Source organism: Phycisphaeraceae bacterium (assembly GCA_019636655.1).
Lineage (GTDB): Bacteria > Planctomycetota > Phycisphaerae > Phycisphaerales > UBA1924 > JAHBXB01.
In genome coordinates this window covers 56,493-70,980 of record JAHBXB010000004.1, presented here as the reverse complement: position 1 = coordinate 70,980, position 14,488 = coordinate 56,493, and the positions used below count along the sequence as shown (strand labels likewise).

The window sequence follows — 14,488 nt, the reverse complement described above, 5'->3', positions numbered from 1 at the left end:
CCTTCCCCTCAACCTCACCGCCCTCACCTCTACCCGCCCATAACCCCGATCCCCCTCGGGCTCCTTTCCCCGCGCCCCTCATCCGCCGATGCACCCGTATCGAGGTGCACCCATGGATCTCACCAACCCCGCCGTCCTTCTCTCCGGCCTGTTCATCGGGACCATCGGCGTCGGCCTGTTCATCCACGGCAAGAAGAGCGAGAACATCAAGACGCTCATCACCGGCATCGTGATGTGCGTCTTCCCCTACTTCGTCGGCTCGGTCGCCCTCCTCTGGCTCGGAGCCGCGGCGTGCCTGGGCGGGCTGTACGCGTGGAGCCGCTACGCGTAACTGTCCGGTTTCAGACCACACATTCCCGCCGGGCCCGCTTCAGCGTGTCGCCGCCCAGACCAAGCGGGGCCGACCACGGGCCCCAAGGCGACGACGTCCCGATCACCCGCAGGTGCTCCGCCGCTCCGTGGTGCTCCCCAACCTTCCACAGCGCATACGCAAAGAAGTTGCGAGCCCGCGCGGTGTCCATCGTCACCTTGAACCCGCCCGTCCGGAAGCAGCGATCATTCGCCTGAACGATCTCCGCGCGCACCTCGGGCGTTTTCCAATACCCCGCCGCGGCCGCCCTCCCCTCCTTGTGCAAGGACCATCCCCATCGCTCAAGATGGGCCTCGACGACGACAACGTGCGCCGTCGACCCCGGCGGGGCCGCGGCGCTCGTCCGGCGCGCGAACGCAAACATCGATTCGTGCGACCCGTACCACTTCTCGCACAGGTACTGGAGCATGAACGTGTGCGCGGGCCGGTGGAACGGAGCGAGCCGGTGCGCCGCGTCCAGCCGCCGCTGCGCCTCGCCCAGGTCATGCCCCAGGCCGATCGCCGCGTACACCAGCCACGCCCAGGCTGTCGGGTCGCGGGGCGCCCGCTCGGTCGCCTCCAGCAGATCCTGCTCGGCCTCGTCCAGCCGCGCGATAAAGAGATCCGGGTTCTTTGCCTTCCACCCGCCCCCCCGCGCGACCCACGCCCACTTCACCCCGTTGATCCCCCGGATCAGCCGCGGCGCGGCCGCCGTCGGCGTCTCGTCCAGCCAGTCCTCAAGCCACAGCGGACGCTCCGCCCAATCCGCGCACGCCTCGGCCACGTACGCGAGGTCCTCGATCCTTCGCTGAGCCCGCAGTGCCTCTCCCGCCGCGGCGAAGTCCCCCGCATCAAGCCGCTTCCGCAGCGGCTTGGTGTACTCGTTGTCCGCTGTCGAGTCCCGCGCCACCACGGCGCTGGACCATCGCCACGTGGACACGTACTCCTCCCCCTCCGGCTTCGGGATCAGGTCAAACGATTGACGCTCCACCACCGACCCGCTGACGTTGAGCACGGGCCGTCGCGCCGCCATCCCCGGATCGCCCGACTCGGCCCATGCAAAGAGCCGCTCCAGCCCCCCTCTGCTCACCATCATGTCCGTCACGACCGAGGCCGTCGTCGTCTGCTTCGGATCCTTCGTTCCCGGCGTCACCTGCTCGACCCCGAGTGTGGCCATCCTCCCGCACCGGCACGTCCCGACGGTGTACTCAAGCCGCTCCCCATCGGACGAGCCGCCCGGGAGACCGATCAGGTCGCCCACATCCGTCGCGCTCCGCATCGCGGCGACCCTCGCCGCGCCAGGGTTCGGCACCGCGTATTTCCACGCGCTCTTGCGCGCCCAGGTGCAACACCGCTCGCAGAACGGCCGTCCCGCTTCGACCGTGCCGGGGAACATCCCGGCGCAGACCACCAGAACCCCCTCAAGGATCCACGCCGTCCACAGCCACCCGCCGCTCGCCCGCCATGCTCCGCCGAACAGCGGCACCCCCGCGGCGCGACGCTGCGCAAGATACCCCCAAACTGAAACGCCTGCGTTCGACCCGAGCGGGTCGATGAGGTATGCCGCCCAATACCCAGCGGCCAGGAACGACGCCGAGGCCGCCACGCCGATCAGCAATCCGACCCATACGTTTCGCACCTTCGCGGCGCGGCTCGATCCCACAACCACGGCCCCCAATGCGAACGCGGCCATCGCCGTGAGCAGCGGGTTCGCCACGCCCCACGGGTTGTGCATGATCGCCGCCTGGCACACCGCGCCCAGGACCGCGGCGATACCCAGGAGCAGGGGCGTCACAACCGCTGCCAACACGCTCACCCGCCCGGATGCTCGATACCTGCCCGCCATGCCGCTTGCCTCCTCGTGATGGCGGAAACATAACACAACCGGCAGCGGTCGGCGCCCCAAATACCATGATGTATGATGACCGTCGCCATCGGGCCCCACGCCCGCCCGGAGTTGTGAATGGTGACCGCCCCGGACTCGCCCATCACGCCGACTCCTGATCCGGAACAGCCCGCCTGGCGGATCTCCTACGAGTTCTCCGAGACCGACCTTCAACATCTCTACGCCCAGTACTTTGACGATGCGCACGCCGTCAATGTCCACTCCCCCAGCCCCACGGATCGCCTTGTGATCAAGTGGTCGCTGGCCGCGGTACTCGTTGCGTTACTGGCCATGCTGATCGCGTACGTGGCGGGCTGGTACCCGCCAGCGTTTGTCGTCATCTTCTGTTTCATGGTTTTCTCTCTCGTGGCCTTCGCCTCGTTCGCCTCGATTCATGCGGACAGCCGCAAGGCACCGAAAACCACTGTGGACGAGTCGCTGCGACAGTTCCTCGCGAGCGAGCGGGTTGAGATCTTGCTCGGTCCACGGACCTTGGAAGTCTGGTCCGAAGGCGTGCTGGATGAGTGCCTCGCCGCGTCGATGCTCGTCCGATGGAGCGCTGTCGGCGAGGTCTCGCTCTCCGACGAGTTCGTCTGCATCTCGACGCGACTCGGGTTGGGGATCCTGATCCCGCTGCACGCCTTCCGCGATCGCGACCACGCCGCCGCCTTCGTGTACCACCTCAACACCCAACTCTCGGCCCACAGAGCCGGCTACGCCGAACGTGTCCTCGCCCACCTTGCCGCCACCGACCACGACTGCCCCCGCTGCGGCTACAACCTCCGCGGCAGCCCCTCGCTGCAGTGCGCCGAGTGCGGCCGCGTCCTGGAGTGGCGCGATGTACCCGAGGCCTTCCGCCGGCGCACGCCCGCCGCGACCTGACCGCCGCATGGCGCCGACACGCCGAACCCCCGCCTCAATCCGTGAGTATCATCCCCCGTCCCGCCACCCCCGGGACACTCCACACACTCACGGCCAGGGGGGCTTGGCCCGAAGGGTTTTCCCATGGCAAACGGCAAGTGGTCCAAGAAAGAGCTCCTCTCCCGCCAGGTCAAGCACATCGATGTCACCGCCTTCGATGCCCGCCCGGTCATCGATTCTTACCGCGACATGGCCTACTCCGCCCGCACGCTCGCCCAGGCCGCGGACATCTACTCGATGATGCTCAAGGACAAGGAGTGCGGCGTCATCCTCACCCTCGCCGGCTCGCTCATCTCCGCCGGCCTCAAGGAGGCGATCGTCACGCTCCTTGAGAACAACATGATCGACGCCATCGTCTCCACCGGCGCCAACATCGTCGATCAGGACTTCTTCGAGGGCCTGGGCTTCAAGCACTACATCGCCCCCGGCTCCCCCGAGGCCCCGCCCGTCGACGACATGACCCTCCGCAACCTGATGATCGACCGCATCTACGACACCTACATCGACGAGGACGACCTCCGCGCCTGCGACCACGCCACCTACGAGATCTTCAACGCCTTTGAACCGGGCGCCTACTCCAGCCGCGAGTTCATCGAGGCCATGGGCGCCTACCTCGCCAACAACCCCAAGTTCGCCAGGAACGAGTCCATCGTCAAGACGTGCTACCTCAAGCGCGTCCCCATCTTCGTCCCCGCCTTCAGCGACTGCTCCGCCGGCTTCGGCATCGTCCTCCAGCAGACCGAAGCGATCGAGCAGGGCCGCGAGGGGGGGCAGGTCGCCATCGACTCGGGCAAGGACTTCCGCGAGCTGACCGACATCAAGCTCGCCTGCAAGGACACCGGCCTTCTGATGCTCGGCGGCGGCGTCCCCAAGAACTTCGCCCAGGACATCGTCGTCGCAGCCGAACTCCTCAACGAGCGCAAGGGGGGCAAGGCCCGCGGCGACATTGGAATGCACAAGTACGCCATCCAGATGACCGTCGCCGACAGTCGCGACGGCGCCCTCTCGGGCTCCACACTCCGCGAAGCCTGCTCCTGGGGCAAGGTCGACGTCGTCCACGAGCAGATGGTCTTCGGCGAACTCAGCGCCACCTTCCCGCTGCTGGCTTCCGACGCCTTCCACCGCCGCGCCTGGAAGTCCCGCAAGGGCTTCAAGTTCGCCGACCTCTTCGAGAAGGGCACCGGCATGCCCACCTTCGCCCCCGCCGCCAAGCGCCGCGCCGGCGCCCGCTGAGCCATCCCAGCCAACCACCCAAACCCCGAACCCCGCTCGGGGTTTTTCTTTGCGTAGCCACGAGTCGCTCCAACGACCTTGGACCCCAGTCCCTCGATATGCTGCGCGCTCTGAGTGCAGCCGCTCGAATGTGGCTACCGAGAATGACCCTCTCCGCGGCTGCACGCCTGCCTCCACGCATAAACCCCTCGAAGGTACATTGATGCATGAGCCGGCGCCGACTGCACTCGATCGGCAAGGTCTACCTGCTTTGCCTGCTGCTGGTCTTGCTCCTCCAGATTCCAATCTCCTGGCTGCTTGCCGCGCTGTCATGGCGCTCCGAACCTCAGCCGGAAGTCGTCTCCATCATGTCGCCCATCGACATGACCTCCGACGCCGAGACACTCCACATCTACAGCACTCGACTGTTCGGCGCTCGTCGTATTCAGATCCTCGCCCATGCGCCCACGGGGTCCCGATACGGCAAGGTCTACCGGACGCGCTCCGCGTGGCTCCCCCCTCGCGGCCAACTGGAAGCACTGTGCGCCCCATGGGCTCCGGAAGATGTCCACCCGGTCCTCGGCTCGACCGCCGCGTGGCCCGCGATCACTGGAGCCGACCCGTCTTTCGGCGTTCCAATAGCCCATCGCATCGCCAACGGTTGGCCATGGCCGTGCGCCCAGGGCCGCATTGACTACGACGCCTCGACGAGGCAGTTCTCCACCGAGGGGGCGTTCTTCGGTCCGGACTGGCTTCGACCTCACCCGGCAAACGGTCCCGTGTTTTGCTACCGCCCGCGTTGGCCCGGGTATGTGGCCAACTCCCTCGTCCAAGCCGGCCTTCTCACGGTCCTTATTGCCTTCTTCGCGGGAGTACCCGCTCTACGCGCCGCCCTCCGTCGACGCCGCGGCAAATGCCCCACTTGCGCCTACGACCTCCGCGCCACACCCCCGTTCTCCTCCTGCCCCGAGTGCGGCACTCACTTGCGATAAACTCCGCACGACCCGCCAGCGCTCTTCACGATGTCACCCAGGCTGTTGCGCATCCTCGGCTCGCCGCTCACGACACTCCTCGTGGCGATGGTTTTCTTCGGGTCCGTTGTGATGCTCCCGATCTCGCTTCACGGACCATCCACCGTTGGGCGCATGCTCTCGGAGATGCTCGGCTCGCTAAGCGGTCGTGCCCGCAGCACATACTGCGCAAGGCCATATAGCCAGAAGTGGTTCACCGTCAGCGGCGGGACATTCGTCGTGTCGAGTGACTCAACCACCCATTCCGCGCCGAGCGACCCTCCGCTTGCACTGGTATCGGTTGACACCTATCCCTCCGGCCCCAGAGGGTTGTGGGCGCCAACCGTCGACGTTTGGGTAGTCCGAGTGACCGTTACTGGCTTCGGTCTCGCACCCGCACAACACGCCACGCTACGAGCCGCGTACGTCGATGAGTTGGCCGCGGCGGGCGATCCCCTCATCCTCAATGAGATGCCCGCCCTTCGCACCGCCGATGTGCGGAGTACGAAGATCCTCTGGTCTGGCTATGTGCACAATGCCGTCTCGTCCGTGTCCCTTGTACTCCTTTCCGCTTCGGCAGCCTTAGTCGCCATCGGCGCCGCCTGCCGTTCCTACCGCCGCCGCCGCGGCCTCTGCCTCGCCTGCGCCTACGACCTCCGCGCCACGCCCGCGGGCGACCCCTGCCCCGAATGCGGCGCTCACCCGCCTCAGGAGTCTCCCGCACGGCTGTACACTCCGCCTCATGCCCCAGATTCACGAGCGCTTTGACCTCCCCCGCTGGACCCGTGAGTTCAACCTCGCTCCGCTCCAGGACGAAACCCGGCAGTGGGCCGCGCGCCAGACTCACCCCATCGACGACCCCGAGCCCGCTTCCTTCGAATCGAACTGCCCCCTCATCATCGATGGCCCCCGCGGCCTCGCCGCCATCGAGACCATCCGCGCCGGCCTGAACATCGGCACCCTCGGCCCGCCCACGCCCGCTGACGTTTTCGTCTGGGCCCTGGGCGAGCCCGCCCATCCCGCGGCGACCAAGATCGGCGGCGTCCCATACCGCCCCGCCGCGAGCCCATGGCCCAGCCGCGCCGGTCGCCCTATGGGCTTGCTCGCCCAGTTCTGCTTCGCCGATTCACTTGATCTTGCGCTAACGCCCGCCGGCCTGCTCCGAAAGCCGCGCCCGCTCCCGGGCGACGTCCTTCTCATCTTCGCGCCGGGCGATTACCTCGTTGACTGGGATGACGATGAGCCCGACAGCCTCCACTTCGAGTGGCAGCCGCTCGGCCTCCAGGGCCTCGTCCGCCCCGAAGATGTTCCGCCACCACCAGTACGGCTCAACCCCACCCACGCCCAGATCCATCGCACCGCCGATTACCACCACCCGCCCGACAACCACCCGATCTACAACCTCTACGACGGCAAACGGATCGCCCTGCTCCGCGGCTCCAAGATCGGTGGAGTGCCCGCGTTCGGCCACACCGACCCCCGCCTCCCCGGCCGACACCTCTGCACACTCGGCTCGCTCAATCCCCACGGCGAGACCTTCCCCCTCCTGAACGTCCCAAACAGCCCCGACGACAACACCCTCGACAAGAGCCTCCTCATGCTCGCCGACATGGGGATGCTCTACCTCTTCATTGACAAGAACGGCAAACTCCATTGGATAGTTCAGGGCGGGTGACGTCGGCATGTCTCCACTCGCGCGTGAAAGCCACGCTCGCGATGATCTCGAAGCACCCGGCCGATCAAGACATCCCGTTACACTTCCTGGCGTGCCCGCACCGAGCCCTCGCCCGCCGCGCCGCCTTACGCAACTCGCGATCATGTGCTTCGTGTTCGCCTGCGCGATGCAGATCCCCCTGACGTGGGCCTGGGTCTACATGCATCGAGATCACTCCGATGCGAACTCTCGGCTGCTTCTCTTCTGCCTACACGGCGCCCAGTCTCCTCTCACCCCCGTCAATGTTGAGATCCGGCGATACGCCGGCGTGCGCGCGATCTCCATCGGCACCATGGACTGGCCGGGAGTCATCTTCGAACCCGACGCCACGAGCTACGACCCCGCCGTCACGACGCAGGACGACCCATTCTGGCCATTCTCAGTCTTCGACTTCTACCCAGCCGCGACCGCGCCTGCCCGCTGGCCCACAGGCGTTCCGGACCGCGAAGCCCGGTTCAGGAGCACAGGCCCCTCTGTGCAGTGGACAGCGAAGGCCTACGCCATCGGCTGGCCATTCCTGTCGCTGGTCGGCCGCTCCGACCGAATCCCCGCTTCGAACGCCTGGGAGCAGAGCGCCGTCTTCCTGCTTCAGACGCCGATGAATCCGCTCACGGGAACCTACGATGAACTGCCCCTGTGCTGCCGCCCACGCTGGATGCCGTTCGCTGCCAACGCCGCCATCTACACCGCATTCTTAATGCTCGCAACGTGGGCAACCCGCTCTAGCTTCTCAGCACTGCGTTCGATTCCCCGCCGCAGCCGCGGCCTCTGCCCCGCCTGCGCCTACGACCTTCGCGCCACGCCCCCCGGCTCCCCATGCCCCGAATGCGGCGCTGGCCTCATGTAGACTCCACCTCGCCGTGTCCCTCCGCCGCCGCGCCATCCTGCTCGCCCTTTCCTTGATCCTCGGCGCGGCCACCACCATCACGATCGCCCTGGCCTTCGCCCGCCTCCGCCCTCTCCCGCAATACCCTCGCACCGTCGCCCGCGCTTTCATCCTCGACGGTCGCGCCTGGTCCACCGGCGAGGTCCACCTCCTGGGCGCCGCGGACATCTGGTGGAGCGATCTCGCCGACAGCGCCGCCCCGCCGCCACGCTCCACCGCCGAACGCGCCATGGCCCTCCTCGGCGCACGCCCGGCGCCATCCAAGACCCCCGATCAACTCGTCAGCGACGCCCGCCGCACGCACACCCAGCTCGCCGCGGAGCGACCCGGCTTCACCGCGCTCGACTCACCTCCATCCTGGGGCACATTCGCCCAGCCGCCCCCCCTCCCCCCGCCGGGCACGCTCGGCGAAGACGCCGCCTTTGGCTTCCCCTTCCCCTGCCTCTGGTATCGCGTCCTCAGCCAAGCCCGCGGCAACGCCTCCATCGGCGCCGCCATCGAGCACGGCTATCACGTCCGCGGCACACCCAACGCCCGCGCCACCGGCTCGTACACCATCCTCCCCCTCCGCCCGATCTGGCCCGCGCTCATCGCCGATTCCGCCATCTTTGCGTCGCTGTGGGGAATCCTGCTCTTTATCCCCGGCCCTCTCCGCCGCTTCCTCCGCCGCCGCCGCGGCAAGTGCCCACACTGCGCCTACGACCTCCGCGCCACACCGACCGGTGCCCCGTGCCCCGAATGCGGCGCGCCAACCAAGTAGCGCCCCCCTCCCACTCAACACTCACTCAACCCCACACTCACATTCACCGCCAGCCCTCCCTCCGACGTCTCCTTGTACTTGCTCCCCATGTCCTTCGCCGTCTCCCACATCGTCCGGATCACCCCGTCCAGCGTCACCCGCGCCTTGCTCGGGTCGCTCTCCAGCGCAATCTGCGCCGCCGTGATCGCCTTGATCGCCCCCATCGTGTTCCGCTCGATGCACGGGATCTGCACCAGCCCACCGATCGGGTCGCACGTCATCCCCAGGTGATGCTCCATCGCGATCTCCGCGGCCATCAGCACCTGCCCCACGCTCCCCCCCATCACCTGCGCCAACCCCCCCGCCGCCATCGCGCTGCTCACCCCGATCTCCGCCTGGCACCCCCCCATCGCCGCCGAGATCGTCGCCCCCTTCTTGAAGATGCTCCCCAACTCCCCCGCCGTCAGCATCAAATCCACCACCCCACGCTCGCTCCCGCGGCAGAAGCACCAGTAGTACATCATCACCGCCGGGATCACCCCCGCCGCCCCGTTCGTCGGCGCCGTCACCACCCGCCCGAACGCCGCGTTCTCCTCGTTCACCGCCAGCGCGAACGTGCTCACCCACCGCAGGATCTGCTGGAAGTCCTTCGCCGTGTGCCGCATCACCTCCAGCCACCCGTCCAGATCGTCGTACTCCCGCACCCCGGCCCCGTGCCCGAACAGCAACTTCCGGTTCAGCCCCGCCGCGCGCCGAACCACCTGCAAGCCCCCCGGCAGCACCCCCTCGCTGTGGCACCCGCGGTACACGCACTCCTGCATCACCCGCCAGATCCGCAGCAGCCCCCCGCGCACCTCCTCCTCGCCCCGCCACGCCTTCTCGTTCTCCATCACCACCCGCGGAATGCTCCACCCCCGCTCGCGGCTATACCGCTCGAGATCCCCGCCGCGCTGGATCGGGCACGGCAACACCACCGCCGCGGACCCGGTCACCTGCTCCTGCCCCTCCTCCACAACAAACCCGCCGCCGATCGAGTAGTACGTCCGCAGCACCGCCATCCCATCGTCGAGCACCGCCCGCAGCGACATCCCGTTGGGGTGGAACGCCAGCGATTCTTCGAGGTGAAACCGCAGGTCCCGCGCGAACTCGAACTCCACGCCCCGCACGCCCCCCAGCCGGATCCGCCCCGCCTGCCGGATCGCCTCCACCTTCGCGTCGATCAGCCCCGTCTCGCACGTCACCGGATCCTCCCCCGACAACCCCAGCATCACCGCCACATCCGTCCCGTGCCCCTTCCCCGTCTTCGCCAGCGACCCGTACAGGTCGCACTCCACCCGCACCACCTGCCCAAGCACCCCGATCTCGCGGCACCACGCCACAAACCGCTCCGCCGCCCGCCACGGCCCCATCGTGTGCGAACTGCTCGGCCCCACGCCGATCTTGAAGATGTCAAACACGCTGATCGATTCCATCGCTCCCATCCTTGGCACGCCGGCCACCCCGCGCCGAACGCGGCATCCCCGCTCCCGCGCGGTATCCTCTCCTGCCCGTGCGCCACAGCCCAGCGCGGAGCCAGCAGCCCCGGCTCGGATCGCCCCGCATGAGCCACGCCCGCCGCAACTCGCTGCCACGAATCCTTGCCGTCCTCGCGGGGGTCTTGCTCTCCCTCCTCATCGCGCTCGCAGCCCCGAGCACGATCCCGGCACCAGAGACCTCCTCCTTCATCTCAGGCCACTACAGGCGCACCGAGTCCTGGTTCTTCACCGAGTACCGCGGCGTGACCACCCCCGACAGGGAGTCCCCGGACCAGGCACTTGAACGACTCCGCGGTGCCCCGTTCGGGCAAGGGCCCCACCAAGCGTCGCAGTTCCTCCGCGGCTGGATGGGCGCACACCACGGGTTTGATGCCCTCGAAACCGGCTGGCCGCTCCGGTCGTTGTTCGCGTGGGAGTCCTACCAGTCCCACCCATCCACTCGCTCGGGCGTAATCGAGTTGCCGAAGTCCACGCCGGCCGGCTCCTTCGTTCCGCCCCATCGCAGTTGGATCGCCTGCAACCCGCGCTGGCCCCAGCTCATCGCCAACGCTCTCGCCTTCGCCGCCACCCTCCTCGGCCTGCTCGAACTTGTTCGCTTCGTCCGCCGGGTCCACCGCCGGCACCGCGGCCGCTGCGCCCATTGCGGCTACGACCTCCGCGCCACCCCGGCCGCGGCCCCCTGCCCCGAATGCGGCAACACCGATCGCGCACGACTCGACGCCGACCGCCCGCCCCGAGCGCCAACCCTCGCACAGCGCCGCCGATCCCGGATCCTCGCCGCCATCGCGGGCATCGGGCTGTCCCTCGCCGTCGCGCTCGCGGCCCCTGGCATGCTGCCCGGCCCAGAAAGAGTTCCCACGTTTCCCGCCGCCAACGAGCACTCGCACTCCTGGTGCTATTCCATCTTCAACGGACCATGCTGGGATGATGACCCGGTCGAAGAGATGTGCCGCAACGTCGTCACCAACAACGCCCACGACAACTCTCGTTCAAAGACCCCGCGTCAGCCAGGTCTCAACGATGGGGAATGGGCGGTCCTGACAACCGGATGGCCCTTCCGCTCCTTCGCGGCATGGGAGGTTGTCTGGTACACCGGCCGCGCACCGATCAAATCCGGCGTTCTCGAACGGCCCGGACACACCGCCTGGGATCGCATCAACCGCCGCTGGATCGCCTGCTCCCCGCGCTGGCCCCAACTCCTCGCCAACGCCCTCATCTTCGCCGCCGCCGCCATCGGCCTCCTCGAACTCTCGCTCCTCGCCCGCCGCTCCCTCCGCCGACGCCGCGGCCGCTGCACCCTCTGCGGCTACGACCTCCGCGCCACTCCCCCACCCGCCCCCTGCCCCGAATGCGGACAACCCTGCAAGCCGATTCCGGCATCCATCGAGCGCCCAATCCGTGCGCACAAGCAGCGCACGACCGCGCCCTGTGCGCCATTTCGCGACACTCCCCCACACACCCCTTGATCTCCCCCCTCATTCACCCCATCCTCTCCCCCATCAACATCCCCTTCCACCAAGGACTAACCCATGACCCCCTCCCACGACTCCACCCACGACCCCTCCGACAACCCCCGCGCCACCGCGATCAACACCCTCCTCCGCATCGCCTCCGCCCTCGACCGCCCCCTCCTCTCCCCCGACGGCGCCCCGATCCCGCCGGCCCTCATCACCCAGGCCCGCCTCGCGGCGATCGCGCTCCTCCGCTTCCTCCCGGCGCCCGCCCTCCCCGCCGCCCCCCACTTTCCCTCCCGCTTCCCGACGGACCCCTCTCCCCGGCGCATCCATGGGTAACACGCCGGCCCTCGCGCCGGACAAGGAGCCCACCGTGCCCACCACCCAGCCCGCCCACCCGCTCCGTTCTCCCCGCCCCTCCCCCGCCTCGCCACTCGCCCGCCTCGGCCGCGCCGCCGCGGCGGCCCTCATCGCCGCCGCGGGCCTCGCCCCGCTCGCCCTCACCCCCGCCGCCGACGCCCAGGTCGCGATCCGCATCGGCGGCGGCGGCGCACGCGGTGCCGGCGGCGGCATCTCCCGCGCCAGTTTCGAACGCGCCATCAAGCCCCTCGGCCTCGACCAGAACCAGGCCGAAGCCGCCAACGCCCTCTTCGATGTCTACTCCCAGGAAATCCGCGCCGCCTCCCGCGAGATGCGCGACCAGATGGCCCCCCTCGAGGCCGGCCTCGGCAAGGGCGACCTCTCCGCCATCAACGACAAGATCCCAGCCCTCGTCGCCAAGAACGCCGAGCGCACCGCCGCCAGCGAGAAGACCCTCCTCACCGACATCCAGTCCCTCCTCACCCCCGAGCAGGCCGAGCGATGGCCCGCCTTCGAGCGCGTCCGCCGCCGCGACCAGTTCCTGCGCTTCAGCCTCGTCAGCGGCGCCGCCGTCGACCTCGTCTCCCTGATCGATTCCCTGAAACTCCCCCCCGACGAACTCGCCGCCGTCAAAGGCACCCTCGACGAGTACGAACTCGCCATGGACCGCGTCCTCCAGGAGCGCGAACGCGACGCCAAGGACGACGCCCCCGTCATGCGCATGGACCCCGAGAAGGCCCAGGCCCAGATGACCCGCGAACGCGAGCAGGGCGTCAAGACCCGCGAGGTCAACCAGCGCTACGCCCGCCTCCTCGCCAGCCAACTCTCCGACGAGAACAAGGCCAAACTCGACGAGCTCTTCAAGGCCCGCGCCTTCCGCCAGATCTACGGCCGCTCCCCCGTCACCCGCAAGCTCGCCGCGGCGGAGAAACTCCGCGACCTCACCCCCCAGCAGCGCGAACGCCTCGCCGCCCTCAAGGACAAGTACCAGTCCGCCGCCCGACCCCTCAACGACCGCTGGGCCTCCGCCCAGGAACAGGCCGAGACCGACGGCAAGGCCCTCGGCCTCCCCTTCATGATCCGCCCCATGGGCGGCGCCGACGACGGCGAACTCGCCACCGCCCGCACCGCACGCAAGGACCTCGACTCCAGGTACGACACCGAACTCGCCTCCATCCTCACCCCCGACCAACTCAACGCCCTCCCCGCCGACCCAGCGTTCGGCCACAACACCGACGTCATCGCCTTCACCACCGACGAGGGCGACGAGATCGTCGCCGAGACCACCGAGTTCGAGATGGAAGACTCCGGCGGCGACGGCGTCATCCGCGTCCGCTCCGTCACCGTCGGCACCCCCGGCCCCGGCGAGGGCGTCTTCATCCCCGCACCGCCCCCCAAGCCCTAGCAGTCCGGCGACCGGACCACCGGAGATGGAGTGATACCGGTATCTCTCATCTATCCATAATCGCACATCCGTATTGGCGTTTGTTCGTTGTGTGGTAGAGTTGAGGCCATATGCACACCCGGACCCTCCTTCCTCTCACGGTGGGGCTGGCCGTCGGCTCGCTGGGCACACTCAGTGTTCTCGGGCAGACGCCCTCGTTCAACCTCGTCGGCACCGCGCCGGGGACAACCTCGTCCCGCGTGTACGGGCTGTCCGCGGACGGACGCACCGCTACTGGGTTCTCAGTGAGCACACAGTTGACGCCGGGCTTTACGTGGACGGCTGCGGATGGACGCAACGATTTCGGACTCGAATCAGGCCTGCCGCCCGGCACCCTTGCGTATGCGATCTCCGGCAGTGGCACAACCGTGGTGGGTCAGGCTGGATTGGTAAGCGGGGCGCAGGCCTACCGGTGGAGCGGTCCGGGGACCTTCCAGCCACTCGGCATGCTCCCCGGCGCCACCGCATCCCAAGCCGCTGGCGTAAGCGGTGATGGATCAATCGTGGTGGGCAAGAGCACCGTGGGAATCGCCCAGCAAATCGGCGCCGCCTTCCGCTGGACCCAGGAAACCGGGATGCAGAACCTCGGCTTCACCAGCCCCGGCGACGGCTACAGCGAGGCCACCGGCATCAGCCGCGACGGCAGCACCATCGTCGGCTTCTCGGGGTTCAACTCTGATGCCCTGATGTGGACCGCGGACCAGGGGGTGACAGTCCTGCCCCAGTTGCCGGGCACCGTGGGGCGCCACTCGCAGGCCTCGGCGGTCAACAATGATGGCTCGATCATCGTTGGAAAATCCGGATCGGAACTCGCAATTTGGGTGGATGGGGAAGTTTCAGCCCTGCCGCGCAACGGGTGGAACTCCATCGCGCCGTACGCACTCAACGACCTGGGAACCGTGGTCGCGGGTGCGGCAGTTGTCGGCGCCGGCGAGGTTGCATTCGTTTGGACGCCGGAGCGCGGCACCGAACTGCTGTC

Annotated in this window: 13 protein-coding genes; 10 read left to right on the top strand and 3 right to left on the bottom strand. The window is 68.2% G+C overall.

Annotation, left to right across the window (positions count from 1 at the left end; translation table 11 throughout):
* Nucleotides 1-112: 112 nt before the first annotated feature.
* Complete coding sequence (locus KF745_11925; protein ID MBX3359120.1) at nucleotides 113-331, top strand: hypothetical protein; 219 nt, start codon at nucleotides 113-115, stop codon at nucleotides 329-331.
* 10 nt (nucleotides 332-341) lie between these two features.
* On the opposite strand, the gene KF745_11920 is transcribed toward KF745_11925, so the two are convergent.
* Nucleotides 342-2,195 (bottom strand): hypothetical protein, encoded by a 1,854-nt coding sequence (locus tag KF745_11920; protein MBX3359119.1) that lies wholly within the window; start codon nucleotides 2,193-2,195, stop codon nucleotides 342-344.
* A 117-nt stretch (nucleotides 2,196-2,312) separates the two neighbouring features.
* Here KF745_11920 and KF745_11915 point away from each other — a divergent pair, with 117 nt between their 5' ends.
* The 3 genes from KF745_11915 to KF745_11905 all read left to right on the top strand — a co-directional run bounded on the left by KF745_11915 (nucleotide 2,313) and on the right by KF745_11905 (nucleotide 5,359).
* Nucleotides 2,313-3,116, top strand: coding sequence for a hypothetical protein (locus KF745_11915; GenBank protein ID MBX3359118.1), 804 nt, complete (start codon nucleotides 2,313-2,315; stop codon nucleotides 3,114-3,116).
* Between the two features lie 123 nt (nucleotides 3,117-3,239).
* On the top strand, nucleotides 3,240-4,388 hold the full coding sequence (locus KF745_11910; GenBank protein MBX3359117.1) for a deoxyhypusine synthase: 1,149 nt from the start codon (nucleotides 3,240-3,242) through the stop codon (nucleotides 4,386-4,388).
* A gap of 206 nt (nucleotides 4,389-4,594) precedes the next feature.
* A complete protein-coding gene (locus tag KF745_11905) occupies nucleotides 4,595-5,359 on the top strand; it encodes a hypothetical protein (protein ID MBX3359116.1) in 765 nt (254 codons plus the stop codon).
* A 128-nt stretch (nucleotides 5,360-5,487) separates the two neighbouring features.
* On the opposite strand, the gene KF745_11900 is transcribed toward KF745_11905, so the two are convergent.
* Nucleotides 5,488-5,685: a hypothetical protein gene (locus KF745_11900; protein ID MBX3359115.1), complete on the bottom strand. Its 198-nt coding sequence runs from the start codon at nucleotides 5,683-5,685 to the stop codon at nucleotides 5,488-5,490.
* 434 nt (nucleotides 5,686-6,119) lie between these two features.
* Between KF745_11900 and KF745_11895 the strand changes: the two genes are divergently transcribed.
* The 3 genes from KF745_11895 to KF745_11885 all read left to right on the top strand — a co-directional run bounded on the left by KF745_11895 (nucleotide 6,120) and on the right by KF745_11885 (nucleotide 8,737).
* Entirely contained in the window at nucleotides 6,120-7,052 is a 933-nt protein-coding gene (locus KF745_11895; GenBank protein MBX3359114.1) for a DUF1963 domain-containing protein, read from the top strand.
* A gap of 91 nt (nucleotides 7,053-7,143) precedes the next feature.
* The gene (locus KF745_11890) at nucleotides 7,144-7,938 is read left to right on the top strand and encodes a hypothetical protein (GenBank protein MBX3359113.1); all 795 of its coding nucleotides are present in this window, start codon (nucleotides 7,144-7,146) and stop codon (nucleotides 7,936-7,938) included.
* A 13-nt stretch (nucleotides 7,939-7,951) separates the two neighbouring features.
* Nucleotides 7,952-8,737 (top strand): hypothetical protein, encoded by a 786-nt coding sequence (locus KF745_11885; GenBank protein MBX3359112.1) that lies wholly within the window; start codon nucleotides 7,952-7,954, stop codon nucleotides 8,735-8,737.
* Nucleotides 8,738-8,751: 14 nt separating this feature from the next.
* Here KF745_11885 and KF745_11880 read toward each other — a convergent pair whose 3' ends face one another.
* A complete protein-coding gene (locus KF745_11880) occupies nucleotides 8,752-10,188 on the bottom strand; it encodes an L-serine ammonia-lyase (GenBank protein ID MBX3359111.1) in 1,437 nt (478 codons plus the stop codon).
* Between the two features lie 128 nt (nucleotides 10,189-10,316).
* On the opposite strand from KF745_11880, the gene KF745_11875 reads away from it, so the two are divergent.
* The 3 genes from KF745_11875 to KF745_11865 all read left to right on the top strand — a co-directional run bounded on the left by KF745_11875 (nucleotide 10,317) and on the right by KF745_11865 (nucleotide 13,470).
* Nucleotides 10,317-11,717, top strand: a complete 1,401-nt coding sequence (locus KF745_11875) for a hypothetical protein (protein MBX3359110.1) — start codon at nucleotides 10,317-10,319, stop codon at nucleotides 11,715-11,717.
* 63 nt (nucleotides 11,718-11,780) lie between these two features.
* Nucleotides 11,781-12,044, top strand: coding sequence for a hypothetical protein (locus KF745_11870; protein ID MBX3359109.1), 264 nt, complete (start codon nucleotides 11,781-11,783; stop codon nucleotides 12,042-12,044).
* Nucleotides 12,045-12,078: 34 nt separating this feature from the next.
* Nucleotides 12,079-13,470, top strand: a complete 1,392-nt coding sequence (locus tag KF745_11865) for a hypothetical protein (protein MBX3359108.1) — start codon at nucleotides 12,079-12,081, stop codon at nucleotides 13,468-13,470.
* Nucleotides 13,471-14,488: the final 1,018 nt, after the last annotated feature.

What these genes read in the sequence shown, in the direction of transcription:
- KF745_11905 (MBX3359116.1), top strand. Translation starts at nt 4,595, where the DNA reads ATGAGCCGGCGCCGACTGCACTCGATCGGCAAGGTCTACCTGCTTTGC.
- KF745_11880 (MBX3359111.1), bottom strand. Translation starts at nt 10,188, where the DNA reads ATGGAATCGATCAGCGTGTTTGACATCTTCAAGATCGGCGTGGGGCCG.
- KF745_11925 (MBX3359120.1), top strand. Translation starts at nt 113, where the DNA reads ATGGATCTCACCAACCCCGCCGTCCTTCTCTCCGGCCTGTTCATCGGG.
- KF745_11870 (MBX3359109.1), top strand. Translation starts at nt 11,781, where the DNA reads ATGACCCCCTCCCACGACTCCACCCACGACCCCTCCGACAACCCCCGC.
- KF745_11910 (MBX3359117.1), top strand. Translation starts at nt 3,240, where the DNA reads ATGGCAAACGGCAAGTGGTCCAAGAAAGAGCTCCTCTCCCGCCAGGTC.
- KF745_11920 (MBX3359119.1), bottom strand. Translation starts at nt 2,195, where the DNA reads ATGGCGGGCAGGTATCGAGCATCCGGGCGGGTGAGCGTGTTGGCAGCG.
- KF745_11875 (MBX3359110.1), top strand. Translation starts at nt 10,317, where the DNA reads ATGAGCCACGCCCGCCGCAACTCGCTGCCACGAATCCTTGCCGTCCTC.
- KF745_11915 (MBX3359118.1), top strand. Translation starts at nt 2,313, where the DNA reads ATGGTGACCGCCCCGGACTCGCCCATCACGCCGACTCCTGATCCGGAA.
- KF745_11895 (MBX3359114.1), top strand. Translation starts at nt 6,120, where the DNA reads ATGCCCCAGATTCACGAGCGCTTTGACCTCCCCCGCTGGACCCGTGAG.